Annotated in this window: 22 protein-coding genes; 10 read left to right on the top strand and 12 right to left on the bottom strand. The window is 46.0% G+C overall.

Features of this window, described 5'->3' with window-relative positions; translation table 11 throughout:
• The first annotated feature begins 187 nt into the window (after positions 1 to 187).
• Together FC61_RS09485 and FC61_RS09480 are read left to right on the top strand one after the other, a co-directional pair.
• Positions 188 to 1,870, top strand: coding sequence for a glycoside hydrolase family 43 protein (locus FC61_RS09485; protein WP_042516673.1), 1,683 nt, complete (start codon positions 188 to 190; stop codon positions 1,868 to 1,870).
• Positions 1,863 to 3,101, top strand: a complete 1,239-nt coding sequence (locus FC61_RS09480; protein ID WP_011667165.1) for an MFS transporter — start codon at positions 1,863 to 1,865, stop codon at positions 3,099 to 3,101. The genes FC61_RS09485 and FC61_RS09480 overlap by 8 nt, the downstream gene beginning before the upstream one ends.
• Before the next feature lie 108 nt (positions 3,102 to 3,209).
• On the opposite strand, the gene FC61_RS09475 is transcribed toward FC61_RS09480, so the two are convergent.
• Positions 3,210 to 3,926, bottom strand: a complete 717-nt coding sequence (locus FC61_RS09475) for an SDR family oxidoreductase (RefSeq protein ID WP_035464943.1) — start codon at positions 3,924 to 3,926, stop codon at positions 3,210 to 3,212.
• Between the two features lie 138 nt (positions 3,927 to 4,064).
• Here FC61_RS09475 and FC61_RS09470 point away from each other — a divergent pair, with 138 nt between their 5' ends.
• A complete protein-coding gene (locus FC61_RS09470; protein ID WP_035464951.1) occupies positions 4,065 to 4,805 on the top strand; it encodes a sulfite exporter TauE/SafE family protein in 741 nt (246 codons plus the stop codon).
• Positions 4,806 to 4,859: 54 nt separating this feature from the next.
• On the opposite strand, the gene FC61_RS09465 is transcribed toward FC61_RS09470, so the two are convergent.
• Positions 4,860 to 6,962, bottom strand: a complete 2,103-nt coding sequence (locus tag FC61_RS09465) for a collagen-binding domain-containing protein (protein WP_021742426.1) — start codon at positions 6,960 to 6,962, stop codon at positions 4,860 to 4,862.
• A gap of 223 nt (positions 6,963 to 7,185) precedes the next feature.
• On the opposite strand from FC61_RS09465, the gene FC61_RS09460 reads away from it, so the two are divergent.
• Positions 7,186 to 8,028 (top strand): hypothetical protein, encoded by an 843-nt coding sequence (locus FC61_RS09460; RefSeq protein WP_035464944.1) that lies wholly within the window; start codon positions 7,186 to 7,188, stop codon positions 8,026 to 8,028.
• Between the two features lie 195 nt (positions 8,029 to 8,223).
• Complete coding sequence (locus FC61_RS09455) at positions 8,224 to 9,000, top strand: C40 family peptidase (RefSeq protein WP_011667159.1); 777 nt, start codon at positions 8,224 to 8,226, stop codon at positions 8,998 to 9,000.
• A 119-nt stretch (positions 9,001 to 9,119) separates the two neighbouring features.
• Here FC61_RS09455 and FC61_RS09450 read toward each other — a convergent pair whose 3' ends face one another.
• The 3 genes from FC61_RS09450 to FC61_RS09440 form a co-directional block, all read right to left on the bottom strand.
• Positions 9,120 to 9,548 (bottom strand): Spx/MgsR family RNA polymerase-binding regulatory protein, encoded by a 429-nt coding sequence (locus tag FC61_RS09450; protein WP_011667158.1) that lies wholly within the window; start codon positions 9,546 to 9,548, stop codon positions 9,120 to 9,122.
• Positions 9,549 to 9,958: 410 nt separating this feature from the next.
• Positions 9,959 to 11,773: a glycoside hydrolase family protein gene (locus tag FC61_RS09445; protein ID WP_035464945.1), complete on the bottom strand. Its 1,815-nt coding sequence runs from the start codon at positions 11,771 to 11,773 to the stop codon at positions 9,959 to 9,961.
• 148 nt (positions 11,774 to 11,921) lie between these two features.
• Positions 11,922 to 12,305: a MarR family winged helix-turn-helix transcriptional regulator gene (locus FC61_RS09440; RefSeq protein ID WP_011667156.1), complete on the bottom strand. Its 384-nt coding sequence runs from the start codon at positions 12,303 to 12,305 to the stop codon at positions 11,922 to 11,924.
• A gap of 247 nt (positions 12,306 to 12,552) precedes the next feature.
• On the opposite strand from FC61_RS09440, the gene FC61_RS09435 reads away from it, so the two are divergent.
• A complete protein-coding gene (locus FC61_RS09435) occupies positions 12,553 to 13,371 on the top strand; it encodes a Cof-type HAD-IIB family hydrolase (RefSeq protein ID WP_021742431.1) in 819 nt (272 codons plus the stop codon).
• A gap of 2 nt (positions 13,372 to 13,373) precedes the next feature.
• Here FC61_RS09435 and FC61_RS09430 read toward each other — a convergent pair whose 3' ends face one another.
• Entirely contained in the window at positions 13,374 to 14,198 is an 825-nt protein-coding gene (locus tag FC61_RS09430; RefSeq protein WP_021742432.1) for an alpha/beta fold hydrolase, read from the bottom strand.
• A gap of 269 nt (positions 14,199 to 14,467) precedes the next feature.
• Between FC61_RS09430 and FC61_RS09425 the strand changes: the two genes are divergently transcribed.
• The 3 genes from FC61_RS09425 (at position 14,468) to FC61_RS09415 (ending at position 16,506) form a co-directional block, all read left to right on the top strand.
• Complete coding sequence (locus tag FC61_RS09425; RefSeq protein ID WP_021742433.1) at positions 14,468 to 15,499, top strand: aldose epimerase family protein; 1,032 nt, start codon at positions 14,468 to 14,470, stop codon at positions 15,497 to 15,499.
• A 175-nt stretch (positions 15,500 to 15,674) separates the two neighbouring features.
• Positions 15,675 to 15,944 carry a 30S ribosomal protein S14 gene (gene rpsN / locus FC61_RS09420; protein WP_021742434.1) on the top strand — a complete coding sequence of 90 codons (270 nt, stop codon included), beginning with the start codon at positions 15,675 to 15,677 and terminating at the stop codon, positions 15,942 to 15,944.
• Positions 15,945 to 16,068: 124 nt separating this feature from the next.
• On the top strand, positions 16,069 to 16,506 hold the full coding sequence (locus FC61_RS09415) for a hypothetical protein (protein ID WP_011667152.1): 438 nt from the start codon (positions 16,069 to 16,071) through the stop codon (positions 16,504 to 16,506).
• Between the two features lie 54 nt (positions 16,507 to 16,560).
• Here the strand turns inward: FC61_RS09415 and FC61_RS09410 are convergent, their stop codons facing one another.
• The 5 genes from FC61_RS09410 to FC61_RS09390 form a co-directional block, all read right to left on the bottom strand.
• Positions 16,561 to 18,831, bottom strand: a complete 2,271-nt coding sequence (locus FC61_RS09410) for a maltose phosphorylase (RefSeq protein WP_021742435.1) — start codon at positions 18,829 to 18,831, stop codon at positions 16,561 to 16,563.
• 52 nt (positions 18,832 to 18,883) lie between these two features.
• Entirely contained in the window at positions 18,884 to 20,257 is a 1,374-nt protein-coding gene (locus FC61_RS09405) for an SLC45 family MFS transporter (RefSeq protein WP_021742436.1), read from the bottom strand.
• 200 nt (positions 20,258 to 20,457) lie between these two features.
• Entirely contained in the window at positions 20,458 to 21,423 is a 966-nt protein-coding gene (locus tag FC61_RS09400; RefSeq protein WP_021742437.1) for a LacI family DNA-binding transcriptional regulator, read from the bottom strand.
• A 150-nt stretch (positions 21,424 to 21,573) separates the two neighbouring features.
• Positions 21,574 to 22,914, bottom strand: coding sequence for a HAMP domain-containing sensor histidine kinase (locus tag FC61_RS09395; protein ID WP_021742438.1), 1,341 nt, complete (start codon positions 22,912 to 22,914; stop codon positions 21,574 to 21,576).
• Positions 22,904 to 23,596 (bottom strand): response regulator transcription factor, encoded by a 693-nt coding sequence (locus tag FC61_RS09390; protein WP_035464946.1) that lies wholly within the window; start codon positions 23,594 to 23,596, stop codon positions 22,904 to 22,906. The genes FC61_RS09395 and FC61_RS09390 overlap by 11 nt, the downstream gene beginning before the upstream one ends.
• A gap of 264 nt (positions 23,597 to 23,860) precedes the next feature.
• On the opposite strand from FC61_RS09390, the gene FC61_RS09385 reads away from it, so the two are divergent.
• On the top strand, positions 23,861 to 26,581 hold the full coding sequence (locus FC61_RS09385) for a YfhO family protein (RefSeq protein ID WP_021742441.1): 2,721 nt from the start codon (positions 23,861 to 23,863) through the stop codon (positions 26,579 to 26,581).
• Between the two features lie 45 nt (positions 26,582 to 26,626).
• Here FC61_RS09385 and FC61_RS09380 read toward each other — a convergent pair whose 3' ends face one another.
• A complete protein-coding gene (locus FC61_RS09380) occupies positions 26,627 to 26,809 on the bottom strand; it encodes a hypothetical protein (protein ID WP_035464947.1) in 183 nt (60 codons plus the stop codon).
• Positions 26,810 to 26,861 lie beyond the last annotated feature (52 nt).

Below are 26,861 nucleotides of genomic sequence, written 5' to 3'. Positions count from 1 at the left end.
TAAAAAAATGACAATTATGACCTAAGTGACGTCTTTTCATGACTATCTTTATACGTCAAATTGACTTGTATCCGCTTACACATTATTGTGAATCTATCAGGTTAGGGCTTGTGAACAACTAACTTATAATCCTATCACTGTAGTGTTCATTTTAACATGAGGTTTAACAAATGGAGTGTGAAAATAGATGACTTTAATTCAAAATCCAATTATTCCCGGTATGGCACCCGATCCGTCAATCATTCGAGTAGCTGATGATTATTACATCGCAACCTCGACGTTCCACTGGACGCCTGGCGTTCAAATCTTTCATTCAACTGATTTAGTTAACTGGGAGCTCCTCACTTACGCTCTCACCCAAGATGAGGTCAATCTTCGTGGCACCAACACACCTGCTGGTATTTGGGCCCCACATTTATCCTACGACTCGCAAACCCATAAGTTTTGGCTAGCCTATTCTCACATGCAAAATATGGCCGGTCGCGAATTTAATGCCGACTCTTTTGCAATATCTGCCGACAGCATTCAGGGTCCGTGGTCGGCACCTATTTACCTAACCTCAATCGGTTTTGATCCCGCTCTTTTCCACGATGAAGATGGCAAACACTACCTGTCCATTTTGGAATGGGAAACCAGGGATGGTTACCAAGCACCCGGACACATTGTCATTGCGGAAGTTGACCTTGAACATGGCGGTATTATTGGCAATTGGCATCGTGTTACCACGGGTTTTACTACCCGTGGTTGTGCCGAAGCGCCCCAGATTTACCATCACAATGACTACTACTATTTACTAATCGCTGCTGGTGGCACTGGCTACGCTCACGGTATCGAGATGGGCCGATCACGTCAAATCTTCGGTCCGTATGAACCCAACCCAACTGGCGAACCCATCATCACCTCATCGCCTCAACACCTCTTTTCGTTAGGTGATCCTGATGCTGGCCATTTTGAACGCTTTGATCCCCGTGCACCCATGCAGAAGGCCGGCCACGGTTCATTGGTTCAAACCCCTACTGGTGAGTGGTACGTGGCTCACCTCATGTCTCGTCCACTCCCCAATAAACCGTTGAATCCATTAGGCCGAGAAACAGCCTTACAAAAAATGAGGTGGACAACTGATGGTTGGCTGCAAATGGCTGATGGCAGCAATCTAGCCAAACTCACCACGCCTGCTCCCAGTGACTACTCATCCCCAAAACAAACTCATACGGCGGATATTCACACTGATTTTACCGCCAAAGTTGTTGATCACCACTTCATGACCCCTTACCATCAGCAGACCACGGATTGGGTTAACATCACCGAGCATCCCGAGCACTTACGCATTTACGGTCAAAATTCATTGTTTTCCCAGTTCAATCCCGCCATTATGGGCACGCGGGCAACCGCTCTGACCTACACAAGTCAAACGGCACTGACTTTTCATCCGACTCACTACTCACAAACAGCTGGACTGGGCTTGTATTACGATGCCAATAACTGGTTATATGTCCGCTTATGCCAAGCCGATACAGAAGACCGGACAGTCTTACGAATTCTTCAGGCTAAGCTAGGAGAACGCATCGATCACCGGATAACCGTTGACATTCCAGATGGTCATGTCGCCTTAAAAATCGACTACCACGATGGCTGGGCCCAAGTCAGTTATCAATTGCCCCAACAGGCTGAGTGGTCAGTGCTAGAAGCACCGATTGATGTCAGCTACTTATCCGATGAAGGCGTTAACGGTGAACCAGGCGAAATTGGCGGGTTTACTGGCCTCTTCAATTTTATTGGTGCAGTTGATGCTTACCAACACGTCTCATTTGCTGACTTTGATTACTACACTGTCAAAAATTATGAAACCGAGGACTTAACTCATGAATAAAGTAATCATCCCCCTTAAACGTCTGATTCCCGGCCTGATCATTGGACCAGCTAGTTGGTTAGGCCCTTACATCGTCATGAATAGTCTCTTCTTACCGGCATTGATTCAACACTTTGACGCGCCTCACAAAGTTGAACTCGTCGCGCTCTTCTCTACTTGTGGCATGATTGTCGCCGCGCTTTCCAACATGATTGCGGGGGCGCTTTCCGATAAGACCCACTCACGCTTCGGCAAACGTGCACCATGGTTGATGGGCGGCGCCTTCGTCTTTATGCTTGCCATGATTGCTGCCTCATTTTCCCCCAACATCCCCATTTTGCTAACAGCCTGGATGGTGGGCCAAGCCGCCCTCAACTTCATCGTGGCCCCCATGGTTGCGTGGATTGATTTTGCACCAGAAGATGGTCGCGCAACGGCGTCTTCGGCCTATGGTGGCTTGGGAATGGCACTCGGTAATAATGGCTTTAATGTCGTTGGCGCACTATTCTTAAGTCAGTTTCGCTTAGGCTTCATTATTTTTGGGATTTTTACTTTTATCGGTGTCTCCATTGCCACTTTGATCGTTCATGAACCAAGCAACCTAGCCGAACAATCCGTGACGACACAACCAGCGCATCAAAAACTCACTTTAAAAGATGCCGCTGCTATTTTTCCACGGTGGTCCGTTGGGCGCGATTATTACCTTGCCTTAATTGCCAAACTATTCCAAGGTGTCGGTAATTTTGCAATCACCGGCTACATTCTCTACATTATGACTGATTTTCTCCATCGGGGGAACCAGACACAATCTGCCATTCAATTGATTAACCTCATCATGCTAATCTTTGGCGTCTTCATGGGCTTTGTTGCGGGTCCACTGTCTGATAAATTTAAGATTTTAAAACTCCCGGTTGGCTTCTCCACGCTTTTTCTGGCATTCGGTGCCCTGATGCTCTTTTTCTTCCGCGACAATTTGGGAATTATTACCTATGCATTCGCTGCTGGCATTGGTATGGGCTTATGGAATTCACTGGATAACCTCCTAAACCTGGAAGTGATTCCCGACCAAAACCGTGTGGCCTTCTTCCTGGGAATCTATAATCTCGGGAATACCATTACGCAGGCCATCGCACCGGTAATTGCCGCTGGTGTCATTGCTCTATTTGGTTACGCTGGTATCTTCATCATTTCCTTTATCTTCTCTCTCATCGGCGGTATCTTAATCTTACAAATCAAGTCAGTCAAACGTTAGCCGTTTTGCCATAAAAAAGCGTCCGGGAAAGATTCCGGGCGCTTTTGATCTCCAACCATCTAATACGAAAACGTGAGGTCAACGATACTTAACTCTCCTTGACCCCCTTTATAAATCCACACCGCCATCCACATGAAGCACCTGGCCCGTTACGAAATCATTGCTCATTAAGTACAGATAGGCCGAAGCAACCTCGTCTTTAGTGGCGACTCGCTGTAGGGGCACCCCCTTTGCAAACGCAGCTGATTGTTCCTGGATTGCCTGCGGGGTCAACTGCCGCCACAATCCTGTCGGCGTCCAAGTCGGGGCCACCGCATTAACCCGATAGTGCGGCGCCATTTCTACCGCTAAACCGGCGACCAACGTATTGATCGCCTGGTTACCAATAATGGCTCCAGACGCGTCGGCTGGGTGCCCGCCAGCACCTGATGTTAGGATCAATGAACCACCATCAATAAGATGGGTGGCTGCCATCTTTGACAACTGTAAATTGGCAAAGAATTTATCTTCAATCGCTTGACGAATAGTCGCGACTGAATTATCCAAGAAGCCACCACCCATTGCCCCACCCAAAAATGATAAGACGTGATTGAATGGCGACTGTTGCTCAAAAAAAGCTGTTAAAGCTGCCTCAGATTGTGCATCTAATGCCGTTCCCTTAATGACCCCTAAGGTCCGTAATTGAGCAATGGTGGTATCGACATGTGCTTGCTGGTGGCCAATAATATGCACTTGGGCACCAGCCTGCAGTGCCTGTTGCGCTACTGCTTTACCAAAACCTGACGTTCCACCGACAATTAATACGCGTTGCTGTTCTAATTTCATTGTCTGCCTCCTGAATCCTATGTTGCCTTTCATCATACAACAAGATCCAACTTTTAGTCACAGACATTGACGATATTTCCGTTAGTCGTTAAACTGATCAATAAAGTTCTTACAAACAAGGAGACGACACGGTTGCTCATGTGGTTAGGCTTAGTATTAATTGGATTTTTAGTCGGGATTTTAGTCTTGTCAACTGATGGTGGGGGCGCAGCCATTTATCTGGGCTTATTAACCAGTGTTTTTGGATTAGCGCCGGCCGTGGCAGCATCCACGTCCTTATTCACGGCCTTTCCATCTCTAGTGGTGGGGGCTTATGGTCATTACCGAACTGGCCAAATACACTTCAGAGTTGGTAATCAGATGTTACTCACCGCCATTCCCGCGACCATTGTGGGGGCGTTGCTTGCGCCATACATACCCGGTAAGCTTTATACTTGGCTGGTCGCCCTTATCTTAATGGGCTTGGGTCTTCAAATTCTGATTAAGCGATTCCTTAGTCACAATGATCGCCCAGCGCCCCATCAACGGGCACAGGCGACCATTTATGGGGCGCTCAGTGGCATTATGGTTGGTGTCGCTGGACTTAGTGGTGGTGGCCCTATTATTGCTGGGTTATTAGTTCTAGGGATTGATATGTTACCAGCGGCAGCTACTTCCGCTTACGTCTTAGTCGGAACCTCCCTAGTCGGGCTCCTATTTCACCTATCCGCTAACAATATTGACTGGTCTGTTGGCCTGAGTCTCATGATTGGGGCTGTCTTAGGGGCGTTGTGTGCCCCACGCTTACTGATGCATATTGATCCACAAAAACTCAATCAATACGTTAAGCCGTTCATGGGGCTGTTGCTTATCGTGATGGGACTGCGTATGATTGTCTAATAACAAAAAAGGAGCCGTGACCTATTCGTCACAGCTCCTTTGACATTCTTTGCGTTAATCTTGCCGTTTCCGGCGAATAATGGTTGTCCCTAGCAGACCACCAGCTAAGGCCAAGCCAAGCACTTGTAACCAGCCTTGATGGGCTTCACCCGTTTGTGGTAAGCCATCGGCCAGTCCCAAGGCTGCCAGAATCTCGCCACGGACTGTTTGCAATTCAGCAACTAGGGCTTGGTTTCCTGCCGCCTTAGCTTGAGCAATTGCCGCGTCAACCTTATTGAGCAAAGTCTCTTCGGCCGCTGTGTTCCCTTCTTCTTCAAAATCAATCAAATCGTCTTCGTATTCATCAGCTAAATTAGGTTGTTCATGTTCATACGTCGTCTCTTCATCGGTTGGTTCTTCAGTTTGCGGTTCCTCAACGTTGGGGTCTCCTGTGTTAGGCTCCTCTGTATTAGGTTCCTCAGTGTTAGGCTCTTCTGTGTTTGGTTCCTCTGTGTTTGGTTCCTCTGTGTTTGGTTCTTCAATATTCGGTAATTCAATCCCAATTCCCGGAAGCGTCATGACCTCTTCGTATTCCGGTTCATCTTCGGCGTCCGTATTGTCTTGCAAGTCCCACCGGTGGGTTTCCGCATTAACAACCACTTTGTCAGCAATAATATTACCATCCAAGTTTTGATTAGCCACTACTGTCGCAGAAGGCGCGAGGACACTTCCTTGGAACGGTGCGTTAACGTTAATCGTGCCGCCATACTGCTTATCACTAGCGGTACTGTCATAAAAGTTCCACAGCAAATGGTTGTCACCAAAGTCTTCGGTCTCTTGGTTATTTCGTTCCGTTCCATCACTGTAAATGATTTTAATTTGTGAGTTGATCGTATAGTCCGATTGACCACCCGTATCCACATTAATAATCACCGTCGTCCCATCAGCATCTGGTGATAACCCAGAAATGGTTAATGGCGTGTTGCCAGCAAGAACATCCGGTGTCACATTAATGACAATTTGATTATTGGCATTCGGCGTCATAGAACTAACGTCGATGACCCGCTTATTCAAGTCATCAAAATCGCTATTCGAATACGTCACTTCGCTTGCCGTATTCGCTAACGACTCATTGAGTGCTTTTAACTTAGCAAACTCAGCATCAAAATCAATGTACGTTTGCCCATTTTGATCTTGATAAACTTCTGAGGCTAGCAAGTGATCAATATAGACGCCATTGACCATCGGCCGGTTAGGATTACTAATATCTACTTCAATGCCGTCCCCGAAGATCACCTTGTTTTCACGGGTATCCCCCCCTGAGACAAATGAACTACCAGCAATATTGGTTAGGTTTTGTATGTAAGAAATATCTTTATCCAATAGTTCTTCAATGATGTTTGTTCCGAAGTTCACGTTGCCAATCAAATTTTGTACCGCAACGTTACCATTTGTGTGGGCGTTCAACTCAGCTTCCCGCGCAAAGATATGAAAGACTGAGGAGACCCCCAGTAAATTATCTAAATCCGGGAAATCATCGTAGACACTCCCACCTGCTTGAATGCCGCTGTCCGCATATGGCGTTAATGCCGTAGTAGTTGCCGGCGTTTGATCGGCCAGTTTTTGTAACAAACTAGCAACGGTTGCCTTAGCCGTCCGGGCCTTGGTAGCAGCAGAACTGAGTGCGTTCGTGTGCCCCAACTGTTGCTTACGCGTTGCACCGGTACGTGTTTTAGCTTTTAAGGTATTTGCCAAAGCTAGGCTTAACCGACTCCCCGGAACAATTGCGGTTGTCGTGTGGGTCGTCGCTTTAGCCTTCTTTGCCTTGGCTATTGTCTTAGTCGCTGCGGTTGCCGTCTTTTCGGTTGTTGACTCAGTCGTCTGCGTAGCTGTAGATGTCTGCGTTGTACTGCTACCGTTCTCCTGAGCCACTGACGTACTGCTTTGACTAGCGGCACTGACGCTTGACTGACTCACCACACTACTCGTCGCACTAGTACTACTCTCTGATGACGTTGCTGCCTGACTGCTAGTCGTCATACTAGAACTGGTATCATCAGTTACGTCAGCTTGTGCCGTTACCGTTACGCCACCTGCCAAAGCTGCAATGACCGCACAGGCAAATACCCAACGGCGACCGCTTTTATACATTTTAAAATGGGTACGTTTAGTTTCCATATCGTTTAATCCCTACTTTCTTCATAAAAGTTTCCAACCTTATTCTCGCGCTACTCCTCCTAACAATCAACAGGCAATCACCCATTAATTGGTAAACGGCTAGTTATTTTGACGGATATTTCACCACCACAACGGTTCTGGCTAAAAAATAGATGTGTTCATTTGTCACTATTAATTTTTATGGCCTATACTAAGCTTAATTTTTCTAAGAAGGTGACTCGCTTTGACAACTATTTATCCCCTATTACACCAGCTCGCCAAGACACGAGAGCTACCACAACAATTAGAGCATCGGCACCCTACCTTGTACGGTGATCCTCACCAACCACAAGGATTGGTTACGACTTGGACAAACGCCCTTCATCCCCACGCGCTATACTTTGCTGGCTACGTTGACCCAACGCGTCCCAGCTTTACGTCTATCAGCCAACAAATTCTCACAGATGTGACGCAGCAAGCATTAAGCGGGCACCATCAATCCCTCATCACCCGTGACTTTGCACCGCAACATCCCTTTAATCTCTGGCTAACTAAGCACGAATTCCATCTTATTCGCACGACCTATCTTCCCCAATTAACACTGACGACAACTGGATTACCGGATGCCCATGCAACCGTCTTAAGTGCGGCGCAAGTCTTAGCAAATCCAAAACTCTGTCAGCAACTGAGTGCTTGGGCTTATCAGGACTATGCCCAGACACACCTCAATAACCCCGTAATCTCCCAATCACCTGAAGCGTGGCAAGCTCGTATTTTTAGAGATCAAATTCTTGAGGCACCACTGGCCTTAATGGTCAATGAACACCTAGAAGCTTGGCTATTTTCCTTTGCCGACTCCCCCACGTCCGTCGCAATCGCTTGGCCAGGAGAACGGCACAGTGGCCAATTAGACCATCTATTACCAGTCATTTTAAATTGGCTACAACGGCATTTTCACACACTAGCCGGTGAATTTGATACGACTGATCCTTTGGCTATGCACTTACAGTCCCGACTACCCTTTCCACCAACGGCCGCCTATATGACTTACCAGCGGCAATTGCCGATTAGCAACAAGCGCATCTAATTTTTAATCAATTCAACTGGGCAAACGCCTAGTATAAGTGGCCCAAGCCTTGTAATATTACGATTACGCACAAAATAGTAATGCCAATGATTTTGCACCGTAACCATTCTGTAACTCATAACGACTATCTTAGTAACTGTACTTTGATAACACTACTGAGATCACAACAATACATATGAGGGATGGAATTGCAAAATGAAGACACTACAAAAAGTTAGTTTCGCCGTGGCATTTGCCGCCGCTTTAGTACCCGCATTGAGTCAAAGCACCACCGCTCATGCCAATAGTACAAATACAATTGTTAGTACCAGCAATATGGCTAGTACCGCCTATACACGCAAGAGCGCGACGGGGTGGACCTACAACTTAGGGGGAACGGCCACTAACATGACCTTTGGGAAGAAGACCCATTACTTAAAAAATTATCCCAACACCACGTGGCACGCCACTAAAAAACGTTACATCATCAAAAAGAATGGGGTTAAATACCTCTACTACTATGTCACCAACGGCAGAAAGACTGCTGCTGGTTGGATCTGGCACGGGTATTTGCAAAAGAAGAGCTATGCCCACACGGCAACAACAACTTCATCTACAGGGACCGGAACCTATGATTCTATTTTAAAAGCTGCCAAGACACAACTAGGCAAACCTTATGCCTACGGCGGTAACGGACCAAGTGCCTTTGATTGCTCGGGCTTTACCAAATATGTCTTTAATCAAGCTATTGGGCAAACGCTGCCACGAACGGCGCAAGCACAATACGATAGCTACACCCACGTTAGTGCCGCTAATGCCAAGGCCGGCGACTTAATCTTCTTCGGTACCAGCGCTAGCAATATTACACACTGTGGGATCTACCTGGGTAACCACAAAATGATCGATGCCCAATTAAACGGTGTCATTACCGAAGCCACAAATGTTTCCTGGTGGCATACAGTCGGGTATTCCCGTCCGGCAACATTAAGCTAAATCCACTACAAAAAAGCCGTGCTACTACGTACGGCTTTTTTGTATACGTCTATATTTTCTCACGATTACGGCACAAAAAAACCGTGATCCACTGACCACGGTTAATCCTTAATCTTCTATTATGCTGGTGACACACCTAGACTGTTCTTGCTACCATTCAAAATCTTGAAGAAACTAGCCAATTCCTTTTTCCGGTAAGAAGCCGGCACGAATTCGCGAATCGTTTCGAGGTCGAAACCAGTGGCTAATTTGTTGCGATCAACCACAATCGGATTCTTCAAGATTCCGGGGTTCTTTTGCAGCAGATCAACCAATTCATTCATGCCCATGTCTTGCACAGAAGCTGGTAATGCTTTGTAGGCCTTAGAACGGGTCGAAATCAAGTCATCGGTTCCTTCTTCAGTTAAAGATAGCATGTACAGGATTTCATCCCGGGTTAATGGTTGTTTTTTAATATCACGAGCTGTAAATTTGGCATCATGGTTAGCCAACCATTTCATTGCCTTGGTAACAGCCGTCGTTTTTGCGTGAAAGTACATTTTAATCATAAAATCGCCCTCCATTTTAACTCTATTCGATGAGGTACTTGGTATTAGCACTCTTCTCTATGAGTGCTAACTATGGTAAGTATTGTACACCACAATCGGTAACGATGAAACCCATTACCCTCGATTTCAACCGACTTTTTAAAAAAACGCAAGCTTTCTCGTCTTTTTGTGGTCTAACCAACCCTGTAATCCTACTGTAACAAACGAATCCGAACGTTTTTCGCTGTAAATTTGAAGAAAACGTGAAATTATGCGCTTACATGACTTTATTTTACCAGAATTGTCGTTCTTTTTCTGCTTTGTGCATCTAATTTTCTTTTATATTTATCTAAATTGAAAGCCACCGCAACAATTACCAGACAAAAAGACACCGCCAACAGTCTGCTAGCGGTGTCTTTTTCAACTATTCATTATGAATCTAAATCAAACGCCAATGCTCGCGTCCATAACCCATTGTCCATTTGGTAATAGGTCGTTACCTGACCATTGGAATCGGTTCGTTTCGCTCGATGTGTAATCGTTACCCGCCGTTCCGAAATATCGGCGGTCGTTCCCTTAGCCTTGGCTAGTTGCGAATCATTAAATGGTAGGGAGTAGACCGGATAAACTTTCATCAAGTTTAAATCACGATTATATTCTTCAACCGTAATTTTATCAAAATCTAAAGCGCCCTTTCGAATCCAATACTTCGTTGTGGCATTCTTACTGAAGCGAATCCGGTACCATTGACCAGAATCAGCCGTCGCCCGCATATCAATGTAAACACGTTGACTCTTAATCTTCTTCCAGTCGAATTTCATAATGTTCCAGTTCTTATGACCGTGAATGTGATTATAGAGAGAATAAGTCTTGTAATTACTCTTCAACTGCGCGTGTTGCGTTGCCAAACCACTGACATACTTTTCCGTCTTATTGGTTTGTTTACGCTTCTTGAACTTTTGTGCATTTTTGTTAACCTTGGTCGTTGTAATCTTTTGCTTTGGCTTAACCGTAGTGGTCGTTGCCTTTTGCTTCTTAACTGAATTGCTGGCAATCTTGATACTATCGCCGGTCAAGTCAAAGTTACTATTAACAAATGGGACAATTGATCGCTGCGTTGTGGCTTTATTTCCATTAATTGTCACATCAGTCATCGGATTTTGCGCCGTACTGCTGTCCAGGTAAATATATTGTTTAGTCGGATTAACATTTGTAAATGTATTATTCGTGATGTTCAGGTTCGTCATTTGATAATCTGCTTCAGAATTGTATAAATAAATATAGTTTCCTGAACCTAAAACATGTTGGTTAATGAACTTGTTCCCCGTGATCCACAAGTTAGAAATTCCCTTGAAGTGGATCGTAGCCACACCATTCCCCAACAATGGTTTGGGATCAACAACCGTATTGTTCGTAAAGTGAACATCATGAATGATTCCAGCCGCACCATGCCCATAGATGACGTGCTCACCAATTGGGTTAGGGGCATATGATTGAACTTGACCAGACTTCTTAGAAACTGGTAAGAATTGGTTATTGTCAACCGTAACATCATAACTAGGTAAGTTATCGTACTGGTCGCCCGCGTTCTTGTAGGACATTGCCTTTTTATTCGAGTAATCTACTTGAATGGCTTCCTTATAGTCCTGTGAACCATTAAAGCCCGTGAATACTGAATTGGTAATGTTCACATTGTGGCTACCATCGATATCAATGTAGTGTCCAGTTGGTGATTCAGCATTATCGAACACACACTTATCAAAGTTGACGTTCTGGGCATGGTGAATGCTTTGTGTGAAGACACTTTGACCGGCACTGGTGTTATCACCTTGGAAGGTCGCATTTTGCCACGTCACATTACTAATTCCACCATCATAACCAGCTTCTGGACTTGGGTAAACAAAGTTAACCCGTTGACCGCCAGTGATCCGAAAAACGGCACCTTTATCAAACTTAAAGGTAATATTTGAATGTAATTTAATATTACCCGCATCAAATAAGTACGTCCCCTTAGGAACATGAATGGTCACATTATCTGACCACTTATCAATCATGGCCTGTAAGGCGGTATTATTACTGGTGGCACCATCACCCACCAAACCTTGATGCTTAGCATTAATCGTCGTCGCTGCATACGCAACACCAGTTGTTGATTGCTGCGATGTCACACTTATTGGATTCAGTCCCAACAGCGTTGCCCCCATAGCAACGGTTGCTATTAGACCTAGTTTAACCCGTAATTTCAAAAAATCCCCTCCACTTCCAAATTCTTCCTTCATAACCATTATAGCTAAGACATCTAACCGTTGGGTCGTCTTAACCTAATTGTTACACGATTGAAAGATTTCGGTTGTGGCGGGGCTTATTTTTTAAGAGTAACTTAAGTCGCTTTGCTTACATTAATTTGGCAATATCATCATGCAAGCCGTTCAACCGGTCAACCACTTGACCCCGAACTTGCGTGTATACTTTGACACCATCTGGCGTCAGCTTCAGGTTGTGTTGCCGACGATCAATCGTAGAAGCAATGCTTTCGATTAACCCTGCCCGCAACAACCGGGAAATTTGACCAGAGATCATTGATTTAGATACCCCAATTTGGCCAGCAAATTTAGTTGGCGTAAAATCATCCTTTTGGTCAGTGATTGCATGCAACAAGTTAAACTGTTCTAACGAGATCGTGATATCCTCCGTTTTGATAGTCGTCACTGGCCGCATAATCTTTTGAAGTTGGGAGAACCATTCTAAGGATTGATTCAAATCATTTGTTTGCGTCATTAAGTAAGTCTTCCTTTCTGCCTTATAATTACGGTTAAAGTTACTATTCTTACCCGCTAATCATTTATTATAGCCCTTATTTTCCGCCTGTATGTTACTGATTTATTAATAGTTTATAGCATACCAAATAAAAAAACCAGCAATTTGCAACTTTTTTGTCATATTTCTCATTAACTCCCCCATTGAATTCCCACTACGAAGCCTTTATCATTAATGTTAAGAAATTTTAAAACTAAGGGAGAACTTTATGACACGTATTAAATTGATTGCTACAGACGTCGATGGTACCTTTCTGAATCAACAACGCACCTACAATCACAATCGGTTCGCTGCTCAGCTGAATCGCCTATCGTCCGCCGGCATTCGCTTTGTCGTTGCCAGTGGCAACCACCTCGGCCATCTAAAAGATGTGTTTGCCCCGACACCCCAGGTGCAAACCTTTGTTGCCGAAAACGGTGGCTTGATCGTTGATCATAACCGTACCCTTGCCGAAGCCCAATTACCACTACCCGTGGTCCGCGAGGTGGTTCAGGCTATTTTAGCCGATCAGACGCTTCGTCCGCAACTTTTACGCCTCTCGGGTGCTCACGGCACCTACCTTAATCGCCAAGACCGCTCTCTCGACGAGGCTAGTCAGGACTATTTCTTTAATAATTTAGTCCGCGTTGACGATCTAACTCAGGTCAACGATACCATTTATAAAATTAACGGTGAGTGGCCCAACGACAGTATTCAGACTATCGCAGCCAAACTCAACGCCCACTTTCCTGGTTTAATCAATGCCACTGCCAGCGGATTTGGTAGCATCGATATCGTCGCCCCTCATATGAACAAAGCTGTGGGATTAACCCAACTAGCGGCCACTTGGCACATTACACCGGCGGAAATTGCGGCATTTGGTGATAACGACAACGATCGGGAAATGCTTGCCCACGTTGGTTTGGGCGTTGCCATGCGCAACGGGACTGACTCTGTTAAAGAAGTCGCCGACCTCATTACTCCCCATGATAACAACCACGAAGGTGTATTAGACATCATTGATACTATCTTAGCAGATCAAGGTTAACGTTAATTAAAACCCTGATCTGGTGACCACAATAGATGGGCAATCAATTGCCACATTTGTGGGGCCGAATGCAAACGACCATGGCCAATTCCTGGCACTGGATGTTCGCGGTACTGCAAGGGACTATCGCGGACAACGGCACGTAATGCTGTAATCTGGTGAACCGGTACTTCCCCATCCGTTAATCGACCAGCTAATAGGCCATACACGTTGTGGATGATGCCCGGTGTAATGGCTGTCAGATTTTGTTTAGTTGCCGTTAGACGCTCGTACATGGCATCTGGCTTGGTCGGTGTGGCTTCGTTAACCGGTGCCCCCAGCAAGACCAGTCGATTCAAACGCGGTAAATCTGTTGTGCTCCCTTGCCGAACCAATTGATTAACTGCTGCACTGCCACCCCAAGAGTGGGCGACCATATTATAAGTCGCCACTTGGGTGTGGCTTTTTAATTCTCGTAAAACAGTCGTCAACCACGCAATCTGCTGTTGATAGTCCCGCGTGAACGGGTGCGCAAATAGAACTTGAATCAACGGATTGTCAGCTTGCATTGACCAATCCCCTTGAACCCGCAATTGGCCCCGCCGGTCAACCACTATGGTCATGACCTGATGACCATAGCCGTGACGGGCTAACCAACGTAAAAGACCATTGTAGGTCCAAGCATTACCACCCCATCCGGGAATAAATAAGGTCGGGGTAGTTGTATAAGGTACGTCAGTCCGTCGATGATTTAGGGGAACCTTGACGGCAGTTCGTTGACTTAGCCACCGATAGCTCCACCATGCACCCACACCAATCAAACCACTTTTCAGCAAAAACTTTCTCATTACGCCGCCTTCTTTAACTTATTCATTATGCCAGTTTCCTCAATTGTACACAAGTGAAATTATCTTCACCGTTGCATTTGTTATTTCACTATCAATATGTTATTAAATTCATCCGAATAATTTTTAGGTCTTAAAATAGCTTGTATCAAAGCAAATATAAAACTTCTCTATTTAATTTGCTAGAATTAAAGTTGACAATTGTCCGGATGAAAATATATGATAGAACTAAATTGAAAACGCTTTAAATTAAAAGAATCGAGGATTATTCTATGCAAACGACAACAAATCATTGGGATACTTATCAGGACCAGGCTGTCACTGAATACACGATTGAAAATGACAACGGTGTTAAATTATCCATTCTCAGTTGGGGCGCCACCCTTCATAAATTAACGGTACCGACGGGAAACGGCGACCATAATTTGGTGCTATCTTACCACAAAATGGCTGATTACCTCGACAATCCGTTTTACGTTTGCATGGGCATCGGTCGGACTGGCGGCCGAATTACTCGAGGGCAAGTCACTTTAGATGGAACGACGACACAATTAGATACCAATGAAGGCCACAATACGTTGCATGGTGGCCCGCATGGATTCAACACGGTCAACTGGGCTGGTGCGCTCGACACAAGCGATCCCCAGCAAGCTAAGATCATCCTAACCCATACGTTTAAGCATACTGATGACTCATTTCCTGGCGATTTAACCGCCAAAATGATCTATGCTTTAGACAACCAGGATCGTGTTACCTTAACGTTTGAAGCTAATTCAACGGCCCTCACGCTCTTCAATCCAACGCTTCACGTTTACTTCAACCTCAGCGACGACCAGCTGATCTCGGGGCAGACGTTGCAAGTCAACAGCCAAGAACATTTAGCACTTGATGATGAAAAACTACCAACTGGTAAAATGATTGCCAATGCAGGAACTCCCTATGATTTCGCTGATGGGCAAAATCTTGGGCAAGCCATCCGGGGCCTACAAGACATCCCCGAAAAAGGATTTGATGATGTCTACCACGTTGTTCCTGGTACTGATGGCACAATTGCCAAGCTAAGTGATCCCCAAACCAACCGCGCTGTAACAATTAAATCACAACGCGATGGTCTGGTGGTCTTCACGGCTAATTCCTTTACGTCAGATATGAAATTAACCACTGGTGCTGGTCAGCCCTACATGGGAATCGCTCTAGAAGCCCAAAGTCTCCCTGATTCACCCAATCACCCTGAATTCGGTGACGTCTCACTTCCAGCTGGTGAAACCAAACGTTATGACATCACTTATGAATTAACCTATTAAGCGTCGATTTAGTGAGTCCTGGACAGGTGTTCAGGACTTTTTGTAACTCTTGAAACGTGTCTCAACGGAAGGCTAGCAACACACACGCGTTATTGAAGACACATTAATTGACTGGACAAATCAGCTATGCTAAATTGGTAAAGCGTAATAATTACTATCAAAGGAGATTCATTTATTGGCTAAGAAATCCAAGATTGCGAAAGCAAAACGTATTGAAGCAACTGTTGAGAAGTTTGCCGATCGTCGTGCAGAGTTAAAGGCCGCTGGTGACTACGCCGCGTTAGCCCTTTTACCACGCGATGCTTCCCCTACTCGTATCCATCGCCGTGACCATCTTGATGGCCGACCACACGCGTACATGCGGAAGTTTGGCCTCTCACGGTTGAACTTCCGGCAACTTGCCCACGAGGGTAAAATCCCCGGGGTTCAAAAGGCCAGCTGGTAATCTAACGTTAAACCAAACTCAGCCACATCAGTCGCTTAACCGCGTTTGACGTGGCTTTTTTCATGCCGTACACTAACACTAATTAACAGCAGCACGGCTGCGAAAAACAAAGGACTGATCATCAATGACCGAAGTTTATACCATTCTCCGTGAATTTCCAATTTTTGGTTACGCCAAAAACACCCCTGAAAGCTTGGACGAGCCGACAATCAATGCCCAATTTGTTGGAGTTGCAAGTGCCATCGCCTTTGACGCCAACAATCAACCCAAGTTGACGCGCCAGCACGAACGTCAGCTTAAAGCGATTGAACATGCGATTCGTGAACAATTTGAAGATGAGCTTATGGACTTAGGTGGCGACAACTTGCAGGCTAACTTAACAATTATTGGTGACCTGTTAGCGGCATTTAAGCACCGCCTCGAAAGTGACCTTTTGATTCAAGATCAGCTGGATCTCGAAAGCTTAACCATTTCCGGGGAATGGCTTACTTACTGGCAAGCGGATGCGCCGCTACCTCGGGCTAAAGCTTTCCAACAAGATGTTTTGCCTAATGACTTCTAAATACCACACAAAAAGGACGACCGAGATTAATTTCTCAGTCGTCCCTTTTTTAGATTAAGCTGTCACGTTTTGGGTTAATTCAACCTTTTCACCAGCCACGTCAATCGTCAGTGGTTCGCCACTGAGTAGCTTGAAGTGAGGGCCATCTGCGTGAACGCTGACTTCAATCAGCCGATCACGGAAGACTTGCCGGAAGGTGTAGCTTGTCCACGTCTTTGGCAAGAATGGGGCATAATGCAACTGCCCATCGCGAACCCGCATGCCCGCGAAGCCTTGAACTACCGCAATCCAGCCACCAGTCATGGCCGTAATGTGTAAGCCATCTGTCGTGTCATTATTGTAGTTATCCAAATCCAGTCGTGCCGTCCGTGAGTACAATTCTACGGCCTTATCCTCGTAATGCAAGTCAGCAGCTAATACCGAGTGGATTGCTGGGGACAAACTAGATTCGTGCACCGTCAGTGGTTCGTAGAAGTCAAAGTTGGCCTTCTTTTGTTCTGGCGTGTAATCATCAATAAAGTCCCAGATTCCTTGCAAGACATCCCCTTGCTTAATGTAAGGCGACCGCAAGATCTTATCCCACGACCAGTTTTGGTTAATTGGCCGTTGGTCAGCTGGAATCGAGCTGACGGGTTCGATATCCTTATCCAAGAACCCATCGTGTTGAACAAAAATGTTCAGATCCTTATCGTAAGGCAGATACATCCGATCGACAATGTCTTGCCACTTCGTCTTTTCCTCATTGGAAACATTCAATTGCTTGGCGGTATCCTGATCAACCTTACCCAAGATTTCTAGTGTGTACTTCAACGTCCACTGAGCCAACATGTTGGTATCCCAGTTGTTATCAACGTTGTTTTCATACTCATCAGCGCCCGTAACCCCATGAATCATATACTGGTTATTACGCTTACTGAAGTGAACCCGGTCGGCCCAGAACCGAGAAATTTCGGTCAGCACCTTGGCCCCTTCATGCAAGACATAACTGTCGTCACCGGTGTAACGTGTGTAGTTGTAGATGGCAAAGGCAATGTCACCATTTCGGTGAATTTCTTCGAAGGTGATTTCCCATTCATTATGGCATTCAATCCCATCGAAGGTCACCATTGGGAACAAGGCCCCTTTGAGCCCTTGTTCTTGTGCGTTGATGTAAGCACCATCTAATTGCTTGTAACGGTACATCAAGAGGTTACGCGTGACCTTAGGATCAGTAATCCCAAGATAAACAGGGAAAGCAAAGGCTTCGGTATCCCAGTAAGTTGCACCACCATACTTCTCGCCCGTAAAGCCTTTAGGTCCGATATTCAAGCGTGCATCGTCACCGTAGTACGTGGAGAACAACTGGAACAGGTTAAAGCGAATCCCTTGTTGTGACTCATCGTCACCTTGGATCACAACGTCAGATTTTTCCCACCGTTGGGCCCAGATGGCCGTATGTGCGTTCAACAAGTCTTCATATGAAGATTGGGCCACTTTGTCGCTCAACTGATGCATGGCTGCCGTTAAGCTTTCTTGTGTGTCGTAATCCCGTGACGTTACCACAATCACGCGCTTTTCTAATTCAGCGCTTGCCTGTGGGGCCAGCTTACCGGTATACGCCGTCGTAACTTCTTTTTCATTTGGTTGCGTGATGACAACGTTCTTTAAGTCCGTTACCAACCGCATTTCCATCCCGGAAGTAAACCGGGGTGTCCCAAATGGATTAGGCGTGGTCTTGGCAACGATGCTCCCCCGATCTGCCTGTTGGTCAGTGGCCAAGACATCCCAGAAGCGTTCATCGTAATTAGCTTCTTCGTTCATCACAGCGGCATCGATACTTGGCTTTAGGGTCACGTCAACCTCAGCATCGCTCAGGTTCTTGACCGTTACTTTTTGTACGGACAATTCTGGCTGAGCAACACTTAAGAAACGTTGGAAATTCAAGGCTACGCGAACAGCACCGCGTTCAACGACAAAAGACCGGTTCAAGACACCCTGATGCATATCAAGGTCTAAGGTAAAGTCACTAATCTTATCTTTTGCCAAATCAACGGGTTCACCGTTAATTTCAATCGGTAACTTGATAAAGTTGACGGCATTGACGACCTTACCAAAGTACTTCGGATAGCCATTCTTCCACCAACCAACCCGGGTTTTGTCTGGATACCAGACACCACCCAAGTAAATGCCTTGGAGGGAATCGCCACTATAGCCTTCTTCAAAGTCACCCCGCATCCCCATGTAGCCATTACCTAAACTGGTCATGGATTCTTGGAGACGTTTGTCTTTGGGGTCAAAAGTATGCGTAATTACGTTCCATGGTTGGACCTCAAAAATTCGTTTCATGGTTGACATTACTCCTTTTCATTCATTTCTAATTGTTCAATCAATACTCAGACTAAGCACGGAATGTTTCTTTAATCGTTCCAACGGACAAGGCACCGATTGCCATGATGATCCCAGCTAACAAGAACATGTTGGCTTGAGCACCGCCCAATAATGGGAACAAAGCAAAGCTGGCCAGGGAAGCCACAATCTGTGGTAAGCAGATAGAACCGTTGAACAGCCCTAAGTAAGTCCCCATGTGGGCACCTGACAAGGCGTTGGTTACCATCGTCAATGGGTAAGTGTTCATCGCAGCCCAAGCAATACCGACTAAGATAAAGGAAACAATCAAGGCGTATTGGTTGTGTAAGAAGAAGACGGATAAGAACCCAAGAGCACCTAAACCAAGACTCCCAGCATAACCCAACTTGTGCATGCTGTTTGGCAACTTAGCCAAAACGTAAGACCAAACCACCGCGGCAATTGATTGAACGGCAGCTAAGACACCGTACCAGTTACCAGCTGCTTGGTAGCCAGCTGAAGCAGCGTTGGTCGTGTGCCAAACGTTGGCCGCAATCGCACCAGCAGAGTAAGTCCACAAGTACTGGAAAGCAACCCAGCAGAAGAATTGAACCAAGGTTACCGTCCAGAAGACCTTTGGTGCGGACTTCAACAATGTCCACCAGTTACCACCTTGGGCGTTATCTTCTTTGGTAATCCCATGGTATTTGGCATAAGTATCTGGATCATATTCTTTAACACGGAAAATCGTAAACAAACTTGTAATAACTAACAGTGCGGCACCAACATAAAAGGCTACCTTAACTGTTGCCGGGACAACCCCTTTAGCAGCAGTGTTGGCAATCCCAATCATTGCAAACAGGAATGGGAGGATCGCAGCAACCACAGCACCCGTGTTGGATAAGAAACTTTGGATCCCGTAAGCATAACTCTTTTGGTCATCATTGACCATGTCCCCAACCATCATCTTGAAGGGTTGCATGGCGACATTGGAAGAAAGGTCCAAGAACGCCACTGTAATTGCACCAAATAACAGCGCTGCTAATGACGCATAACCAAAGCCTAGACTCCCAGAGTTAGGCAACAGACACATAACAATCACCGCAACAATCGTTCCTAGTAACAGGTACGGTAACCGGCGACCTCCTAATTTAGGCGCCCATGTTCGATCAGAGTAATATCCAACAATCGGTTGGACAATCAAGCCAGCTAATGGTGGCAAAATGAAGAACCACCCCAAGCTATTCGGATCGGCCCCAATGGTTTGGAAGATCCGGCTCATTTGTGAACTTTGCAGGGTAAAGGCGGTTTGCACCCCTAAGAACCCAAAGTTAATCATCCAAATGGTGCTGGCAGGAAGCGTCGGCAACCCGTTTTTCTTTTTGGCTGCTGCCGCAGACGTATCTTCAGTCACAACATCTGACATACGAAAACCTCCTCAAGGTTTATAAATAATTGCTAATATAAAGTACCCCACTATTATGGCACCGCTTTCATTTCAATGCAACCGCTTGCGCAAACTTTTTTTAAAATTTATTGGATCGTTCCAGTTCAAAATAAGAACCACTGACAATTAAAAAAGCCCACCACCGGCGATTGGCGTCGATGATATGGGCTGTTAATAACCTATTTAATTTCAAATGGAATTTTTATTTGTCCCGGTGTCGGTGTCTCTAACGGCTCCTTGTCACTAAATAATAGGGCCACTGTCGCCGATCCCATCTTCTCAGGAAATAAGTTCACGGAATGTAGATCCGCATCCGTTAGCCCATTGGGTAACGACTGGTTGAAACTAACCATTGGAAAATGATTAATTCCATACTGTTCGCGCATCAATCGATAGAATTCGATACCGTTAAAATCGTCAGTCGCCATAATCCCATCAATCTCAGGGTGCCGCTTGATAAATGCCCGCACGCGGTTCAACTCGCCTAGCCGACACGTCAACGGTTCGACATTAAAGGTTGCCGCCACCCGTTCATATCCCTGTCGCCGTTGTTGCTCGTAAGCCCAATCATGGGCTGATTCGACAAATACGGGATGCTTCACCTGCAATTGATTGAGTAGAAAGGTCGCCCCACCAATCCCCGCTTCTAAGTTGTCATTATCTACAAAATAGTCATTGGCATTGTCATCCGGCTGACCAATCGTTACGAAGCGGAGATGATGCTGCCGTAAAAAAGCTGCGATCGGATCATCCTGGTGGGCATATAACAACACAAACCGCTTAATTTTCCCCTGAGCAACCATGGCCTTAACATTCTTCAAAAGTTCATCAGCCGTTTTGCTAATGGCAACTGACAGGACATAGTCTCGTTGCACCAGCTGCGCGTTGATTCCTCGGAGAATATCAATAAAAAAAGGATTTTCTGGTTGACTGCGATCAGCCGTAGCAAAAACAACCCCCACGGCATTGGACTCTCCGGCAGTCAGATTTTTCGCATTATAATTTGGTAAATATCCCTCGGCTTCAGCCAATGCTTGAATCCGCTCACGGGTTGCCTGACTGATACGGGGATTATTATTTAAAGCCCGCGACGCGGTGGATACGGACACACCAGCCTTCGCAGCAATATCACGGATAGTTAACATCTTTATTTACAAGCTCCTTATGCACTAACACTTCTCAATGACTCAAATCTTACCATACAACCGCAATCTTTGAAACTTTTTCCCATAATGTCAACCTTAGCCACACCAAAAACGGGTCAGCCTATGGCTAGCCCGTGTCAGGAAGCTATCTCACTGTTTCTTGTCCCGTCGTCCGGTCAGACTCGCACTGGGATTCAGTGGAAAAGTCGCCACAAATTGTGTCCCTTGAGGTAAATTGTCTTTGACAACAATTGTGCCATGATGCAGGCCCACAATCCACTGGGCAATCGACAATCCCAGCCCATTGCCACCAGTTTGCCGACTCCGTGACGTATCTACCCGATAGAACCGATCAAAAATCCGTCGACGATCGCCTGCTTGAATCCCAATTCCCTGATCTGCAACGATCAACTGCCATTTTCGGCCAACCAGTCGCGCAGAAATGGTGATCGCGCGCCCCTGTGGCGAGTATTTAAGCGCATTATCAATCAGGATATTCATCAGCTGGTGAATAAGGTTTTGATCCAGCGTCGCCTTAAAGTCAGTCACCGGCGTTAATGACAGAGATTTCCCCTGACTTGCGGCAATCTCACTGTAAGGTTCCACTATATCCGTCATAAATTGAGCCAATCGCGTCACTTCAAAATTGGTTTGCAACGTATTAGAATCCGAACGCGCTAATGCCAGTAAATCTTGCGTTAATTTTTGCAATCGTTGGCTTTCACTATTGGCAATGGCGATATTTTCCGCCTGGTCAATGATCTTATCGTTGGGTTTGGTCAATAATAACTCCAATTTATTTTGGATAATCGTTAGTGGCGTTCGCAGTTCATGGGCCGCATTCCCCACAAATTCAGTTTGCCGCTCCCACGAACGTAAAATAGGTCGCATCGTCAGCCGTGACATCCACACGCTCATCAAAATTGACAATAGCCAAAATATCCCCATCGTTATCAACATCACCCGGGTAAAGCTGCTCATCGCCGCTTTTTGCGGATCAATATTTTCTAAGATCATCAGGTAATGGCCAGCAACCGTTTTGTCTCCATTATCCTTGGGGATTTTGACTAATAACGTTCGAAAATTATACTTGCCATTCACCACAACCGACCGAATTTTTCCGGTTTCTGACTTATTCAACGTCAGGGTTTTCAGGGTGTCATATCGCGAACCCAGCTGTGATCGATTAAGAATTTTGCCATTTCGATTAAAGACCACCGTGGTCGTCATAAACGGATGGGTCGTCTGCTGCTGACCACGTTGTAGATCCCGGGTGGCCTGCCCAAACGGTTTTTGAAGCCGTTGCTTCTTCGGTGGCCCCGCCAACCGGGCACTCCGTTCGACTCGTAAAGCCTGATCCGTGCTTGTTAGAATCGCTCGCCGAAATAGCACAAACACGATGACCCCTAATAAGATAAAAATAATCGTAAAACCAATGAAGCTACTTAAAAACAAGCGCCGTCGTTGGGCCCGGTTAACCTTATTGCTCATCTGGGGCCTCCACAATGTAACCCGCATTACGAATCGTTCGTAATGACAGATCACTGCCAGCGTGTTTGAGCTCCTTTCTCAGGTTACTCATATACACTTCAACCACGGAAAGACTGGTCTCGGAATCAAATCCCCAGAGCCGATTGAAGATTTGTTCCTTGGTAATAATGGTCCCTGGATTCGCTACTAAGTAAGCTAGCAAATCAAATTCCCGCCCCTTTAACGTCAGTGGTGCGCCATTAAAGGTGGCCAGATGTTTACTGGTGTTAATTTCCAGTTGTCCCAGCGCAATCGTATCACTACTATTCAGATGACCAGTCCGTTTTAACAGAGCCTTCATTCGCGCTAATAATTCTTCTCGGTGAAAAGGCTTAGTCACATAGTCATCCGCACCGTCATTAAAGCCGCGTAACTTATCAGCAATGGTGTCTTTAGCGGTTAGAATCAACACCGGTGTCTTGACCCCCTGGTTGCGGATGTGGAGCAAGAGATCCAACCCACTTTCACCTGGTAACATCAGGTCCAAAATAATGGCGTCAAAGACGCCCTGACTTGCCAAAAATTCTCCTTGCTCACCATCGAAAGCTGTTGTTGTTTCACAAATCGGTTCGATTAACTCAACAATGTCCGCGGATAATGCCTTCTCATCTTCCACGACTAATACCTTGGCGGTCGTACGCAACGGGCATGCCTCCCTTTCTTTTTCACCAACTATCACGTTTTCTAGTACCAGTGACGTCGGACTCTCATTATAAAAGTATAGTCTACCTGATTAACGATAACGCAACCTTAAGTTAATTTCCTTACGAAAGGCTAAGTTTTTGCGAAGTTTAACGAGTTATTCACGGAACTATCAGGATAAAGGGGTAAACTTTGAACAAAGTCGTCCATATGATATCCTAATAGGGTTAGACATCATGTGGGTTTTACAACGGAGGGATTTTTCATGAAACAGCAACAATCCACCCAACGACTGGCCGCATTGCGCGTTAGTCGCTGGGTGTATGGGGGCGCATTTTTAATACCGCTTATCATTATGTGTCTGGCTTTTTGGCATCTCAGGATCACGCCTTTTGGTAACCGGAACTTACTTTTAAGTGACATGGGGACACAATATATCCCTATCTTAGAAAATCTACGGGCAACCATATTACATGGTCAGTTCCATCTTTTTTCGTTTTCGTTAGGTTCAGGGAGCGCCGTCGTGCCTCTTCTGACCTACTATGCGATTAGTCCATTTAATCTGCTGATTTTTGCCTTCTCGGCGGCCAATTTACCCATTGCGGTAAGTTGGATCATCATGTTAAAGATCAGCGCAATGGGCCTCACAATGGCCATCTTCTTGCGGCATGCTTTTCTTAAGAGTGGGTGGTCTATGCTCCTATTCACCACCGCCTACAGTCTATGTGGGTTTGTCGCCATGTACTTTTATGACATGATGTGGCTGGATGCGTTAATTTGGTTACCATTGGTGGCCTTGGGCCTACATCGATTGGTCAGTCAGCACCATTATGGCTTATACACCATTAGTTTAACCATTACGATTTTTTGCAATTATTATTTAGGCTATATGACCTGCCTGTTTTCGGTCTTGTACTTTATCTACTTAATCATCGAACATCAACCCACGCCAACACCATTCAAAGATGTCTGGCGGATGCACCGCGCGGCCATTCGGCAATTTATCATCGGTTCCTTACTGGCTGGTGGGATGTCAATGGTGGTGCTCATCCCAACGGCATTGGGCATGTTACTAACGGGTAAAAGTAATGTCTTTGTGAACAACTACCTACCAACTGGACAATTCGGAACAGAAGTATTGGCCCAATTTGCCCCAGGCACCAGCACCTATGTTTCTCACCTTTATCATGCCCCCTCACTCTTCATGGGTACCTTAATGTTTTTGCTACTCATCGTCTACTTTGTTTCGCCACAGATTCATGCGGTCGAAAAGCGCCGCACCATGTGGTTATTAATTGCCATGGGCTTGAGTCTGTTTGTGACTGTCCTCAATACCATTTGGCACATGTTCCAGCAACCGGCCGGATTCCCGTTCCGTAACGTCTACTTCTTCACTTTCTTGGCGTTAGTGACGGCCTACCGGGCTTGGCAAACGCATCCGGCTCAAACAATGAATGATCCACAAAAGGTCTTGGCCTTGGTTTGGGGAATTGGCTTTTTAGTCGTTGGGTTCATCTCAGCACAAGCCATTCCTAAGCTCTTCTTGCGCTTACGCCCCAGCTTTAATCATGAGCTGTATGCAGCCAGCCAGCCGTCCTTTCACTTACTTTGGTTAGCGCTCGGACTCCTGTTACTCAACACCATGCTTCTGTTCATCAGTGAATGGCGACCCGTCCGAATTAGTCTACTGGCCCTCATTCTTTTCGGTGAACTGGGCGGGAACTTTGTGGTTGCCACTCAGGGCATGGAATTTGGTAATCAGGCTAAATTTGCCAAATATTACCGGCAAGATGCTACCCTACTGGATCAAGTAACAGCGACGAAGACCAAAACTAATCTACATCGGGTTGAATTTCTACATGCTAACATCGCCAAAGCCTACGATGGCGCTTATAACCATTACAACGATCCCGTTATGTTCAACTACGCGGGCATTAGTTCCTACAGCTCAACGCTCATAGAACAATCGCGGGTCTTCCAACACGACCTCGGCTACTTTAGCCCCAATGTCCGCCGGATTAGTGCCCAAGGATATACACACCTGACAGACACGCTAATGGGCGTTAAATACCGGCTGAATGTCAACCAAACACCAGCAGTTACTCGCCTCAATTCGTATGCAGGTATCGGCTTTGCAGTTCCTAATCAATTAGCCAAGCTCCAGCTTAAAGATCAAGCGGCTTTGACAAACCAGCAACAAATTTTGACCGCCTTAGGGGCTAAACCGGACACATTGGCACCCGTTTCTGTACTCAAAGTCAACACGCGGGCGGCTAAGGCCCATGATCTCGCGACTATTCCCACCAAAACTCGCCACCAAATGCGTGGTGACCATACGTCAGTCCAAACCTTCACGGTTCGCGTTAATGCGACAGGCCTATTGCACGGCTACTCACCATCCAATTCTATTATCTATTCTAGCTTACGTCTCAATGGCCGGTCGATGAAGCCCTTGATTAATGCGGACGGCTTCCGCTACGTCATCAATTTAGGGCAGCACCAAAAAGGTCAAATTCTCAAGATTAGTTATGTCACCCAAACACCAACGACGGGGTATGATAATCAGTTTGTCTCGTTGAATCAGAAACGCTACGTAGCCTTGGTTAACCGTCTGAAGCAACAGCGATTCAAGCTCAAAGCTGACAGTCGTCTGAACCGACTCTCAGGCAACGTGACCGGTACTAGTCAACGGTCATTATTATACCTGGCTGTCCCCGATGTTCCTGGCTGGACAGCCACAGTCAATGGTCGATCAGTTAAAATCAAGTCCCTCATGCGGGCCCAATCACTCATTCCCGTTAAGCAAACTTATAACGGCATGATTGGGGTACCACTTCAAGTCGGCCAGAACCATGTCATTTTGTCCTATCAGACACCCGGGTTAAAACTAGGCGCCATCATTAGTCTCGCTTGTCTGGCATTGTTCATCTTACTTTGGTTTACGGTTGAATGGCAACGACCACTAACCAAGAAACACCGTCATTAAATCATAAAAAGCGTGACCGAGATTATTTTCGGCCACGCTTTTCCTTTACTCTTGATTACGTAAAAGCCCTGTAACGACTAATACCACACCAATGACTAATACACCAAGCATCCCCCACCACATTACCTTCGCTTCTTGAACGGGCCAGCCCAACCAAACATTTAGGCCAATGAATCCCCATCCTAGCCAAAAGGCAATACTCCGATAAAAATGTCGATTGAAGATCATGTGTGCCACCTCCCCATTTACTTTTAGTATAGGAGGCCCACCCATCGTCAGT

Source organism: Levilactobacillus brevis ATCC 14869 = DSM 20054, assembly GCF_001433855.1.
Taxonomy (GTDB): Bacteria; Bacillota; Bacilli; order Lactobacillales; family Lactobacillaceae; genus Levilactobacillus; species Levilactobacillus brevis.
The sequence above is the reverse complement of the archived record's forward strand: the minus strand, read 5'-3'. Positions and strand labels throughout refer to the sequence as shown.

Coding starts and splice junctions, on each gene's coding strand:
- FC61_RS09455 (WP_011667159.1), top strand. CDS start 8,224: ATGAAGACACTACAAAAAGTTAGTTTCGCCGTGGCATTTGCCGCCGCT.
- FC61_RS09480 (WP_011667165.1), top strand. CDS start 1,863: ATGAATAAAGTAATCATCCCCCTTAAACGTCTGATTCCCGGCCTGATC.
- FC61_RS09430 (WP_021742432.1), bottom strand. CDS start 14,198: ATGAGAAAGTTTTTGCTGAAAAGTGGTTTGATTGGTGTGGGTGCATGG.
- FC61_RS09440 (WP_011667156.1), bottom strand. CDS start 12,305: ATGACGCAAACAAATGATTTGAATCAATCCTTAGAATGGTTCTCCCAA.
- FC61_RS09450 (WP_011667158.1), bottom strand. CDS start 9,548: ATGATTAAAATGTACTTTCACGCAAAAACGACGGCTGTTACCAAGGCA.
- FC61_RS09485 (WP_042516673.1), top strand. CDS start 188: ATGACTTTAATTCAAAATCCAATTATTCCCGGTATGGCACCCGATCCG.
- FC61_RS09435 (WP_021742431.1), top strand. CDS start 12,553: ATGACACGTATTAAATTGATTGCTACAGACGTCGATGGTACCTTTCTG.
- FC61_RS09405 (WP_021742436.1), bottom strand. CDS start 20,257: ATGTCAGATGTTGTGACTGAAGATACGTCTGCGGCAGCAGCCAAAAAG.
- FC61_RS09415 (WP_011667152.1), top strand. CDS start 16,069: ATGACCGAAGTTTATACCATTCTCCGTGAATTTCCAATTTTTGGTTAC.
- FC61_RS09475 (WP_035464943.1), bottom strand. CDS start 3,926: ATGAAATTAGAACAGCAACGCGTATTAATTGTCGGTGGAACGTCAGGT.
- FC61_RS09380 (WP_035464947.1), bottom strand. CDS start 26,809: ATGATCTTCAATCGACATTTTTATCGGAGTATTGCCTTTTGGCTAGGA.
- FC61_RS09385 (WP_021742441.1), top strand. CDS start 23,861: ATGAAACAGCAACAATCCACCCAACGACTGGCCGCATTGCGCGTTAGT.
- FC61_RS09465 (WP_021742426.1), bottom strand. CDS start 6,962: ATGGAAACTAAACGTACCCATTTTAAAATGTATAAAAGCGGTCGCCGT.
- FC61_RS09410 (WP_021742435.1), bottom strand. CDS start 18,831: ATGAAACGAATTTTTGAGGTCCAACCATGGAACGTAATTACGCATACT.
- FC61_RS09425 (WP_021742433.1), top strand. CDS start 14,468: ATGCAAACGACAACAAATCATTGGGATACTTATCAGGACCAGGCTGTC.
- FC61_RS09395 (WP_021742438.1), bottom strand. CDS start 22,914: ATGAGCAATAAGGTTAACCGGGCCCAACGACGGCGCTTGTTTTTAAGT.
- FC61_RS09470 (WP_035464951.1), top strand. CDS start 4,065: ATGTGGTTAGGCTTAGTATTAATTGGATTTTTAGTCGGGATTTTAGTC.
- FC61_RS09400 (WP_021742437.1), bottom strand. CDS start 21,423: ATGTTAACTATCCGTGATATTGCTGCGAAGGCTGGTGTGTCCGTATCC.